At 51.2% G+C, this 12281-nt stretch carries 9 protein-coding genes; all 9 read right to left on the reverse strand.

Going from position 1 to position 12281, the window contains the following annotated elements:
- Window positions 1-264 precede the first annotated feature (264 nt).
- Window positions 265-1557: a DUF362 domain-containing protein gene (locus tag LX24_RS03735; RefSeq protein WP_166510801.1), complete on the reverse strand. Its 1293-nt coding sequence runs from the start codon at window positions 1555-1557 to the stop codon at window positions 265-267.
- Between the two features lie 94 nt (window positions 1558-1651).
- A complete protein-coding gene (locus tag LX24_RS03740; RefSeq protein WP_166510802.1) occupies window positions 1652-2089 on the reverse strand; it encodes a MaoC/PaaZ C-terminal domain-containing protein in 438 nt (145 codons plus the stop codon).
- A 341-nt stretch (window positions 2090-2430) separates the two neighbouring features.
- A complete protein-coding gene (locus tag LX24_RS03745; RefSeq protein WP_166510803.1) occupies window positions 2431-2907 on the reverse strand; it encodes a DUF134 domain-containing protein in 477 nt (158 codons plus the stop codon).
- A 283-nt stretch (window positions 2908-3190) separates the two neighbouring features.
- Window positions 3191-4951, reverse strand: a complete 1761-nt coding sequence (locus LX24_RS03750) for a formate--tetrahydrofolate ligase (protein ID WP_166510804.1) — start codon at window positions 4949-4951, stop codon at window positions 3191-3193.
- 191 nt (window positions 4952-5142) lie between these two features.
- Window positions 5143-5541 (reverse strand): thioesterase family protein, encoded by a 399-nt coding sequence (locus LX24_RS03755; protein ID WP_166510805.1) that lies wholly within the window; start codon window positions 5539-5541, stop codon window positions 5143-5145.
- Between the two features lie 316 nt (window positions 5542-5857).
- A complete protein-coding gene (gene ndk, locus LX24_RS03760; protein ID WP_166510806.1) occupies window positions 5858-6307 on the reverse strand; it encodes a nucleoside-diphosphate kinase in 450 nt (149 codons plus the stop codon).
- A 14-nt stretch (window positions 6308-6321) separates the two neighbouring features.
- Window positions 6322-8148, reverse strand: a complete 1827-nt coding sequence (ftsH, locus tag LX24_RS03765; RefSeq protein WP_166510807.1) for an ATP-dependent zinc metalloprotease FtsH — start codon at window positions 8146-8148, stop codon at window positions 6322-6324.
- Between the two features lie 119 nt (window positions 8149-8267).
- Window positions 8268-9671, reverse strand: coding sequence for a tRNA lysidine(34) synthetase TilS (tilS, locus tag LX24_RS03770; protein ID WP_166510808.1), 1404 nt, complete (start codon window positions 9669-9671; stop codon window positions 8268-8270).
- A gap of 87 nt (window positions 9672-9758) precedes the next feature.
- Window positions 9759-12200 carry a stage II sporulation protein E gene (spoIIE, locus tag LX24_RS03775; protein WP_166510809.1) on the reverse strand — a complete coding sequence of 814 codons (2442 nt, stop codon included), beginning with the start codon at window positions 12198-12200 and terminating at the stop codon, window positions 9759-9761.
- Window positions 12201-12281: the final 81 nt, after the last annotated feature.

A 12281-nucleotide genomic window follows, 5' to 3' on the forward strand; every position in this document is an offset into this window, starting at 1 on the left:
CCGAAATTTAAAAACAATAGAAATATTTAAAACTTGGAATAATTTTCAGGCCAATATAACAGTTCACATTAAACCACCCGATTCCACCTAGCCGGGTTGCCTGGTATACCCTGCGCAACCGGAACAAAAAGCCGGGCGTCAAGCAAAAACGTCCGGCTCCCCTTTATACAACTTTATACAACTTGTAGTTAATTGCTGATTTGTTCTTTAGTGTGCCAGCGTCTTGACCACACCACTAATCCAATACAATCAATTAAATGAAGTCTATATACTGTACAGTCCCATATCAAATCCATCCCCGGCTTTGTAGCGGTGGTAAATATAGTGGCGATACTTTACATACTCATTATAATCACACATAATGCCCTCTTCCCGCATCATTTGTTCAAATTCCTTCAAGTCGGGCGGGCATCCTTTAATGGCAATGGCCTTTTTAATGTTGGGGTTGTCTTTATTCAGTGCACAGGCGCAGCGGCCAAAGAGTACTGTTTTGTCGAAGCCCGGGGAGGCCTTCTGCACTTTGCCGCTGACCACTTCCACGTTGGGGAAGGGCTCACCCTTATATGCCGACATAAGCATAATAAGCAGGGGATTGAATAACATGGAGCAGCCCGTACACATGGTATTATCGTACTTGCGCACCGCCAAACCCTTAATGCCGCGTTTGGCATAACCCAAAGGGCCTGTGTCGCCGGGAGTCCATTCCCAGTCGTAATCCAGGAATTTAGCGCAGGCGGCCACATCTTCCCCTTGCACATCGATATCAGCCAGGTTGATACTGCCGCCGCTGCGTTTGGCGAAGTAAACAAGGTGCTCAACATCCGATGCGCTGTAACCCAAAAGGGCGGCCCCCACCACATCGGCGGCCAGGGGGTCCTTGGAAGCCACCAGCAGGTTCAGCCGCTCGGCCTTACCGGTGGGTCCGGGTCCCTTGGCGATGCCGAATACGCCGTCTATAATGGTAAGAGCCACCGGAAGCTTTTCGATTATATGCGGGAAGGTATGATTAAGGTCGTTTTGGGCCCCGTGACAGAACATTTTGGATTTGCGGTTCAGACAGCCCTTCAGGTTTTTAATACCCAGGGAAACTTTGGTCTGGTTGTGGGTTTTGAGCACCGGCACGTTGATAATTTTATCCGCCTCCAGCGCCTTCTCCGCCAGTGACAGCTCAAAACCACCGCAGTCCACCTTAACAAATTTTTCTTCGTTAAAGTCCACCAGTTTTACGCCGTACTGCTCCTTTAATTTTTGGTAGCCCAGCACCTTGAACATGGCTTGACCCACAGTTTTAGGTACCATTAACGGGGCTTCCCCGATGGTCAGGTCGGTAAAACCCTCCTCGGCCAGGATACGTACCAGGGCGGCCATAACCGCCGATGTGGTCACCACCCCATAAGGGGGAAATGGCAAATCAAAATCCCAGGACACCAGGTTGGGCTTGATCAGTATTTTATCTTCCTTGCTGAACCCTTTTAGCCCCTCGCTTAAGTCCAGCGATTGGCGCAATGATTGATACGGGTCATTAAACTTGACTACGGAAACAACCGGTTTAGACATTATGATATATGTACACCTCCATAAAATACTCCCTAAAAGTAATCTAAACATATATTTATTAATTCTAATAAATCTATTTATTTTTTCTTAATGTCTAACCTGTTCTTTTTTTGAGCAACAGCCGTAATACTGCCACCGCCACAACTTGACCGCGCTGGTTTTTAATCTCCTGTTTGATATCAACCACTCCGCTGTCCGGCCCTTTATCCTGTTTGCCCACCACCTCCAACTCCGCGTGAATAGTGTCACCGATAAAGGTGGGGGCGGTAAAGCGCACTTTATCCATACCATAAAAGGCAATTACCGTTCCTCCCGAAAGATCCCAAAAACCTGAAGACACCGAAAGCACCAGTAACCCGTGGGCAATCCTCTGCCCAAAGGAAGTTTCGGCCGCCCATTCCCGGTCCGTGTGCAGCTGATACCAGTCACCACTGAAGGCGGCAAACATTACGATATCAGTTTCCGTTATGGTTCGTCCCCGGGACACCCAGCGATCGCCAACCTTTAAATCATCAAAATAATTGCTGAGCATTTAAATTCCCCCTCATTACAGAGGTTGTTCGAAAATTTCGGGCGAGATCCACTTATAATCTCCCCGGGCCGGCTTTTGCGGTGCTTACGCAGGTGCCAGGTGTTCCCGGGGTTGAAAGATTTAATCTTTCAACCCCGGGAACACCTGGCACCAAGCCTTTTTTTCAAACAAACCTTTACAGTTAGGTAAATACTAGATTATTTGTGATTAAATAAACTGTTTTATATGAATATTTTATTAATTACAATTGCCACAATACCATAATTATACAACAAGTTGCCCGGCAATGTATAGAATCTGGAAATGGTAGAAGTGGACGGGACCCCTGATAAATGCAGCTGTTAGTTATCCTGGTTATTACCCCGGCCTAATTTTTTCGCATGACAGCCATAAGGGCGGCCATCTTTGTTCACCCTGGACACATCACCGCTCTGGCACTGAGGGCAGGTTATCTCGGAGCCTCGGGGCCCCACACCGCAGGGCAACTCCCACTGGTGGTCACAGTCAAAGCATTTAAAGTGGCGAACCACCATTTCAAAGTGACCTCCCTCCACACGGATAGCTTTTCCTTCCACCAGGGCTACGGCAACCTTGCCCCGGGCAGAGGAAAGTATACGGTGATAGGTCGGGCGGGATACACCCATTTTTTCAGCACAGCCCTCCTGCTCTAAACCAAGTAGATCCTTTAGCCTGATGGCTTCTAATTCCTCCACCGTGAGCTGTACAACATCCAGTTCACTTACCGGTATACCTGCGGGTTTAAAAAAAGTCAGCTCGGGCATAAACTCAACCCGGCGACATTTAGGCGGTCTGGACATATTAATGCACTCCTCATATATCAAATAATGGGATTTCACCCGATGCAGTCAGGCTTTGCTTCCACAAAAGTTCCATTTGCGAAAAAGTTCTATATGCAATAGCATTTCTCCTGCCGCGGGGATTGTTAAATATCTTACTTATTTTTATTATAATATATAATTATGACTAAATGCCACCATGACCTGATTTTATATGTGAATTTTTTAATAAAACCCAAGCCGGTACAGCGATGTAAAAAAAAAAGACCCCCACCGGGGGAGTCTTTTTCAGCTATATGCTTTATTAGAATAAGCCCAGCACTTTGCCGGTTTCGGTGTCCACATCGATTCTCCGGTAAGCCGGGTCGGAGCTGGTACCGGGCATCAGGCTGATGGTACCGGTCATGGGGCACAGGAACTTGGCACCGGCGAAGATCAGCACGTCGCGCACCGGTAATATCCATCCCTTGGGCACACCCTTGAGGGTGGGATCATGGGACAAGCTCAGGTGTGTTTTAACCATCATGGTGGCGAAATCTTTATACTCGGGATTTTCTTCAAAGGCCTTGGCCTTGGCTTCGGCTTCCGGTGTCCAGCTTACGCCGTCAGCACCGTAGACTTCCTTGGCAATGACTTCCACCCTCTGGCGCAGAGGCATTTCCAGCGGGTACAGGAACTTGAAGTTGACTTCATCGTTGCAGGCATCGATAACTGCATCAGCCAGCTCCAGGGCACCGTCGCCACCCTTGAGCCAGTGCTCGGATACGGCACAACGAGCCCCGGCTGCTTCGGCGGCACGGCGTACCGCCGCGATTTCATCCTTGGTATCGGTATGGAAGGAGTTAATGCAAACCACCGGGTTGATACCGGCTTTGCGGATGGTGTTGATGTGGTGCACCATGTTCTCGCAGCCCTTTTCAACCAGCTCGACGTTTTCCTTAACATATTCCTCGGGCAGCGGGCGACCGGCAACAACTTTGGGGCCGCCACCGTGCATCTTGAGGGCCCGGATAGTAGCGGTGAGCACGGAAACATTGGGTATATGCCCGCTGAAGCGGCACTTGACGTTCCAGAACTTCTCAAATCCGATGTCAGCGGCGAATCCGCTCTCGGTAACGTGATAGTCAAACATTTTCAGACCAATGCGGTCGGCGATGATGGAGGATTGGCCGATGGCAATGTTGGCGAATGGGCCGGCGTGTACCAGTACGGGCTGGTATTCGGCAGTGCTCATCAGGGTCGGGTTAATGGCGTTACGCATAAAAGCGGTCATGGCACCGGCCACTTCCAGGTCGGAGGTGGTTACGGGGTTGCCCTTCTTGTCATAAGCCACGATGATCTTGCCAATGCGTTCCCGCATGTCTTTTAGATCCCGGGCCACGGCCAGGATGGCCATAATTTCGGAGCTCACAGCAATACCGAACTTGGACTGCATCATGTAGCCGTCCATCCGGCCGCCGATACCGATAATGATGTTCCGGAGGGCCTGGGCACAGAAGTCGATAATCCAGCCCATCTCTACCCGGGTGGGATCGATATCCAGGCGGCGCAGGTTCCGCTTGGCCAGTTCGGCATCGTCATAGTTTCTTTCGTGTTGCATCCTGGCGGTGAGGGCCACCATGGCCAGGTTGTGGGCGTTCATAATATCGTTCAGGTCACCGGTGAGGCCGAGGGAGAATTCGGTCATGGGAATAGCCAGCGCGTTGCCGCCGCCGGCAGCGGTGCCCTTGATGTTCATGGTGGGGCCGCCGGAGGGCTGGCGAATAGCCGCACCTACGTTCATGCCGCGTTTACCAAGGCCTTCCACCAAACCCATGGATGTGGTGGTCTTACCTTCACCCAGCGGGGTGGGGGTAATGGCGGTAACTTCGATGAATTTGCCATCGGGCTTGTCTTTTAAACGGTCAATAATCTTCATGAAGTCCAGCTTGCAGATTCTGCCGTAAGGAATAACCTCATCCTTCTGCAAGTTCAGCTTCTCTCGCCACTCGTCGGGCGTGGGCATATTTTTCTCCGCCAGTTCGGCGATTTCAAAATCCTTTAATTTAGTTGCATCGTATGCCAATTTTTTCCTCTCCTCTCGATTAATCCTTTTTCAACCTGATTGATTCTCTGTTACTAACCCCCCTGTAAACCCCCTTTACTATGATTGTTTTTTTACAAGTATTGGGCAATAACCGCAATACTCTGACAATAACAGAAAAAACAACAGCGGGATACTGCTTTTTATGTTGCTGAAAATTTAATAAAATTATACTATTTTTTGGCGGCCACCCGCTGCAGAAAGCTATCCGCCCGGACGATGAACCGCTGGTGAGTTCCCCGCCCAACCAATTCCATTTCATCATAGGCCTCCACTTCAAAAAGCAGTCGCCGCCCGTCCACTTCCAGCAACCTGGACTGGGCCCGTACACGACCACCCACAGGGGTGGCGGCGATGTGCTCCACCTCCACCTTGATACCCACGGTGGTATAACCCCGGGGCAGCAGTGGATCTACGGAGCTTAAGGCAGCCTTTTCCATTAAACCAATCATGGCGGGAGTAGCAAACACGTTAATATCACCGCTGCCATAGGCAATGGCGGTGTTTCCCTCATTAACTTCCGCTTGAGCCGTACCGGTTAAGCCGGGGCTAATTTGACCGGTTAAAGACAACAGGTATCACCTCAACTTTGCAGCGAGTTCTTAATTCAGACAGGAATTCTTTTACTCCATCTGAATTTTAGAACTGCAAATGCATGACTTGGCTGGCGTTTGACTCCCCCATGTAGAGGCGGGAAACTTACGCCGGTAGTTCTTATAATACGGCTTTTGTAATGTTGGAACTACCAGTCCTTCGGGTTAGCCAGATTAAATGGAATTTATTCTACATAAGTGACTTTATTTCCTGCTAAAAAGAATCTTGCATTATTAATTTCATAAATTTTTCTTCTTTTCCCCAAAGCAAAAAGCGGCCCCTGGAGGCCGCTTTTTATTCATAAATCCAGTTATCTATGTCCCGTTTGTATTCTATTATTTCTCCCGGCGCAAAAAACAATGCCAGTTCCCTGGCTGCACTTTCGACAGAGTCCGAGCCGTGTACCACATTGCGGCCGATATCCATGCCAAAGGTGCCGCGGATAGTTCCCTGGGCAGCTTTAAGGGGGTTGGTTGCCCCCATCATTTCCCGGGCCGTGCTCACTGCATCTTTACCCTCCAAAGCCATGGCCACCACCGGGCCGGAAGTGATATAGTCCACCAGTGGTTCAAAAAACGGCTTGCCGCGATGTTCCCCGTAGTGACGCTCGGCCAATTCCCGGGATATATGCAGCATTTTCAGGCCCACAATTTTGAGCCCTTTTTTTTCAAAGCGGGATATGATTTCCCCGATTAAATTTCTCTGTACACCGTCCGGCTTTACCATTACATAAGTCCGCTCCAACAAATAAAACCTCCTTAAGCTTTATTGGCCTCAATACCTGCTTCCTTCATAATACTTGCAAATTCTTCCGCTTCGAGGGTTTCCTTCTCCATCAGTTCACGGGCAATTCTATGTAATATCTCAATATGTTTATTAAGTATGTCCTTGGCCCGTTTGTAACTTCTTTCAATGGTACCCCGGACCTCCCGGTCTATGGACCCGGCCACCTCTTCGCCGTAGTTGCGATCCCGGGCAATGTCCCGGCCCAGGAACACGGCTTCCTGCTTGTTACCGAAGGTCATGGGGCCCAGTGCTTCGCTCATGCCGTATTCCATCACCATTTTGCGCACCAGCTCGGTGGAACGCTCCAGATCGTTTTGGGCACCGGTGCTAATTTCCTTTAACACCAGGTCCTCGGCCACCCTGCCCCCCAGCAGCATAGTTACCTGGTCCAACAGCTGCGATTTGGTCATATAATAACGGTCTTCCTTGGGCAATAACAGTGTATAACCGCCTGCCCGCCCCCGGGGGATAATGGAAACCTTGTGTACCGGATCGGTATGGGGCAGCAGGTAGCCCACCACCGCATGGCCGGCCTCGTGGTAGGAAACCAGCTTTTTCTCATTTTCACTGATCACACGCGATTTTTTCTCGGGACCGGCGATAACCCGTTCAATGGAATCTTCCAACTCGCTCTGGCCGATATCCTTTCTACCGCGGCGGGCCGCCAGCAGAGCAGCTTCATTCATCAGGTTGGCCAAATCGGCACCGGTAAAACCGGGCGTACGCCGGGCCAGTATTTCAATATCCACGCCGGGGGCCAGAGGTTTGCCCCGGGCATGCACCTGTAATATTTCTTTTCTACCGTTGATATCGGGAATACCCACCACCACCTCGCGGTCGAACCGTCCCGGCCTTAAGAGAGCCGGGTCAAGAATATCGGGTCTGTTGGTGGCGGCAATGATAATGATACCTTCGTTGGCATCGAAGCCGTCCATTTCCACCAGCAACTGGTTCAGGGTCTGCTCCCGCTCATCGTGACCGCCGCCAAGGCCGGCGCCCCGCTGGCGCCCCACGGCGTCAATTTCATCTATAAATACAATGCAAGGGGCGTTTTTCTTGGCCTGTTCAAATAAATCCCTGACCCGGGAAGCGCCCACCCCCACAAACATTTCCACAAAATCAGAGCCGCTGATGCTGAAAAAAGGTGTTCCCGCTTCACCGGCCACGGCGCGAGCCAAAAGCGTTTTACCGGTACCGGGCGGCCCGAACAGCAATACCCCCTTGGGAATACGGGCGCCCAACTCGTTAAACTTTTTAGGATTCTTAAGGAACTCCACAACTTCTTGCAGTTCTTCTTTGACCTCATCGGCACCTGCCACATCCGCGAAGGTAACCTTCTTCTTATCATCGGTATGCAATTTGGCGCGGCTCTTGCCGAAGGACATGACCCGGTTGCCCCCGCCCTGGGTCTGCTGCATAAGGAAGAAGAACAACAAAACAAAGATTAAAATAGGTAACATCGTGGTCAAAAGACCGGTCCACCAGCTAGGCTTGGGGGGATCCTCGACGTTATATTGAACCGCCTTATCCTGCAGGATAGCCTCCACCTTCTCGGCACCCGGCACGGTACCCCGTACTTGAAACTGCGTACCGCCCACCTGCTCACCGGAAATTAGCGTAGTATAATCATTAGGCTGGATAGTTACCTGTTTTATCTTGCCTTCACCCAGGGCGGCGTAAAATTCATCAAAGCGCATTTCCTTAATGGCCGTGGTTTCCTGGGTATTCCACTTGATCAAAGCTATAGTAACCAATACAATTAGTAAATATATGCTAAGGTTTTTGATGACCTTGCTCAAATAAGCCACTCCTCTCAGTGACGGTGGTACCTAAGCCAATAAAGATAATTTTAACAAACAAAGAATTATTTTTCAATAGTATTAATTAGGCTATACAATATAAGTTTTGCACAGAGTTATTAATCGTAATCAACCTTATATAACCGTAAATAATTTACTGTATGATCCGTGACCTTCCACTTTTCACCGGGGCGAATGCCCACCACCCACACAATATCATTTCCGGACACCACTAAAGGAATGCAATCCCTTGCGTGACGGGGAATCTTCTGGTCAATGAAAAATTTTTTCAGCTTCACAGTGCCTTCCAACCCAAGGGGGCAAAACCGGTCACCGGATAACCGGCGCCGCACAACTAGAGGGACGGTTAACAGGTCATAATCCAAAAGCACCTGCCAGGGACCATAACCGGACGGATCCCCGGCCTCACCGGCGGTTAATATTTCAGCGCCTATGGAAATACCCACCTCGGGAATAAAAGTGATACCCGGCACCTTGAGGAAATACTGGTAAAATGGGATCTCTTTATATTCACGGTCCAGGGTAAATTCCAGCACCCCGTAATATTTTTTACAAGCAATGCCCCGTGGCAAATTAACTTGCCTGAAACCACCCCCACCATTTATTATTGCTAAAACCTGCTCAATATGCCGGTAGCTAATTTCCGCCTGGTCACCGCACATTTCGGCCCAGGCCCGGCGTATTACTCTACGCAGTAAAGCCCGGGGAACAGCTGTGAGCCCTTCCATATCAAGCCTTAAAGTATTACCGCCGGATAACAGCCTGGTCCGGCAAAATATCTCCGTAGCCTGCTGTTCCATATAATCATCTTCATCCCTGCATATTTCACCCAAGCGGTTCAGGGCTTCAACCAAATTGGGATTGTATTTGCTTTCCAATAAAGGCAACAATTCCAACCTAACCCGGTTGCGCATATACTTGGCCTGCATATTGCTTGAATCCATCCTGGTGGGCAGGTTATGCCGCCTGCAGTATTCCTCGATATCCCGGCGCCTGACTGCCAGTAAGGGACGAATGTAAAAATCATCCCGCACAGGCAGCATGCCTTTTAGACCGCCGGCACCAGTACCCCTTAGAATGTGCAATAATATTGTTTCGGCCTGGTCGTCCGCGTGGTGCCCCAGGACCACCCGGGATGCTCCGGTTTTTACGGCCACTTCGTCTAAAAAGTTGTAGCGCACTTCCCGGGCCGCCACCTGGGGGGAAATGCCGCGCCCCTCAATGTATGCCGGAACATCCCGGGCCTCCACAAAGGCGGGCAATTGCAACCGCCGGGCGGTATCTTCAACGAACCGGGCATCGGCATCCGCTTCGGCGCCGCGAAAACAATGATTTAAATGGGCGACCACCAGTTTTATTTTCAGAGTATCCCGTAATCTGCAAAGGATATGCAAAAGGGCCATGGAATCCGGTCCCCCGGATACTCCCACCACCACTGTTTCACCGGGGGTAATCATATGGTATTTATCGATTTGCTCCGCGACCGGCTGAAGTAGAGGCATTCTTTCACCCACAATATTCCTATTTTTTTAAACTTCCACACCGGTAAAAAATTTTCCTTCTCCATATTGTTTTTTATTATATTTTTATCAAAAACTGCTTTCCAGCCGCGCCACCAGCACAGTCATATCATCCGCTGCCCGCTGTCCGCTATTACCGCTGATAGCCAGGCGCAAAATCAGTTCCGCCACTTCCTGGGGCGGCAGGTCTATTATTTCCTCCAGCACGGAAGCAATCCATTCCTCATCTTCCCCTTTGCCCGGATAAGCATCGCTAACCCCGTCCGTAACCATCACCAGCATATCACCGCGATCTATAGCACCCTGTTCGACAAAAATATTTATATCATCAACAATGCCCACCGGCAATGAACTGGACCGGACAACCCGCACCCGGTTTTGGCGCACCAAAAAGCTGGGCGACGCCCCGATTTTTACCATTTCCAGTTTTCCGTCATACAGGTCGATCACACTCATATCCACCGTGGCAAAGTTATCCCCGGGCATATGGCGCATCATCACAGCGTTAACCATGCGGATGGCCAGGTCCCGGCTGTACCCCGCTTTGAGCAGTTTTTGCAGCAACGCCAGCGTGGTTTTACTTTCCGCCGCCGCACCCGCCCCCGATCCCATACCATCGCTGATAAATAATGCTAGCCGGCCATCGGCCAGGGGCATTAAAGCGCAACTGTCGCCGGATATTTCATTGCCCTTACCGGGACACCGGGCCAGGCCAATGCCCAGTTGGTAAACCGGGTCCGGGTAAAGCCGAAAGGTACAAAAATCACCCTGTTCCCAATTGACGCAATCTCTAACGGAACAGACCAGGTTTTCTCCGGTCAATTGGCTTAATAGGGGTGCCACATCATAAACACATCTTTTTTTCCCGGCACAGTCAGGTATAGTTAATTCCACCTCCAGGCCATGAATGCCAGGATATAACGACAGGGAAGCCACGGATATACCGGACTGCTTTAAACTCTGCTTTAAATATTCCCCGCGGCGCCACCAGTTTTCGTTTCCCGCCATGAGCTCCCGGGCTATATTATCAATTACCCCGCGCATACCCTGCAGTTGCACGGATACCAGTTCCCGGCTCTCCTGCATGCTCTGGTACCAGAATTGCTGCATGCGCCATAATCGGTAACTGCAGTTTATGGCCGTAACCAATTCCCGGGGGCACGAGCAGCGCAGGCGCAACCGTTTATCCAGGTCTTCCGGTGTCACCCGCCCGTTAATTTGGGCTGCCGCAAAACAGCTTTCCACGTTTCGATAGGTGAGCTGGTATTCCCGCTCCCAGCACACCTTATACATGGCGCAGCCATCACAGACCATGTTTTTTACTTCGTTAATCGACGCCTGCCACCCGGCCTCATGCCCCCCGGGCTCAAGGGCACCGCCAACCTGGTCATAGATACAGGAAATTTCCTCAAATATTGCCCCCAATTGCTTTAAACGGCCTTCCATGTTATCGGTTTCATCCTGGCTCGACCGGGTTGCCGCTACCCAGGGACCGGCCAGGGGCATATTTTTTTGCATCGCTGCAAAAACGGTTTCGGGCAGCAGTAAAAATACCAGCCCCGCCAACGCCGCTTCCACCATCAGGCCGGCTATATCCCGGCCGCTGCCCAGGTAAACGGTAAGCAGCGTGCTACCCAGCAAGAAACCGGCCAGCACCCCTATCCGCTTCATACCCCGGCACAAGCCGCCCAGGAAACCGGCAAAGGCAAATGCACCCAGCGCCGCAGGGGAAACAGTGAATACCAGGCCGGGCAACACCCCGATAATGGCCCCGGCAGCCGCCCCGAGACCGGCACCCCCGGCATACCCGGCCGCAAGCACCGTTAAAGCGGCCAAAATACCACCGGGACTAACCATGCCCCAGCGCATCTGCCCGGCCGCGGCCACTATACTTACCAGCAAGATTACGAAACAAAAAATTTGCTCCACCGTCACCCGCTCACCGGCGGCATGTCCCCGCAGGCCGCCAAAGGCCGACCAGTAGGCCACCGCCAGCAACGCCGCAAAAATCGCCTCAAAAAGCACCCTGATATACTCATAGGTGGTAGGCCCGGTAATGGCCACATAACCGGTACCCACAACCACCTGCACAGCAAAAACCAATCCGCCCAGCCATAGGCGCTGCCCCCCGGGGCGCTGCGGCAGCGACAGAACGGCCACACTTACCGCCACCAGCGCCGCCACCCGCACAGCAAACTCCCAACCCGGCACCACGGCATACAAGCCAAGCACCGCCCCGGCCAGAGCCGCCAGAGCATATTTCCGGTAACAAACAAAACCGGCCGCCACCAGCGCCACCCCAAAGGGCAGCAACTCACCCAGCAAAAAAGCCCTGCCCAGTAAAAAACCAGCCGCCAGCAGGGCGACCAGTCCGGTGCCGTCCTTAAGTCGCCACCCGGTAAAAATATGCAGCCGGGAGGCCTTTGGACGCCCGGCGTTTAAATTATGATAAAAATTTTCTTCCTTTGCCTGGCTGCGCTGTTGCAGATAAACACCGGCCTTTTCAAACAACAAATCCACCCCTTTGCGACATAATGCTGTTTCCATTATATTACAAATAAGTGGATTCAAAAGGAGTTTTTTGGTATTTTA

Source organism: Desulfallas thermosapovorans DSM 6562 (genome assembly GCF_008124625.1).
Classification (GTDB): domain Bacteria; phylum Bacillota; class Desulfotomaculia; order Desulfotomaculales; family Desulfallaceae; genus Sporotomaculum; species Sporotomaculum thermosapovorans.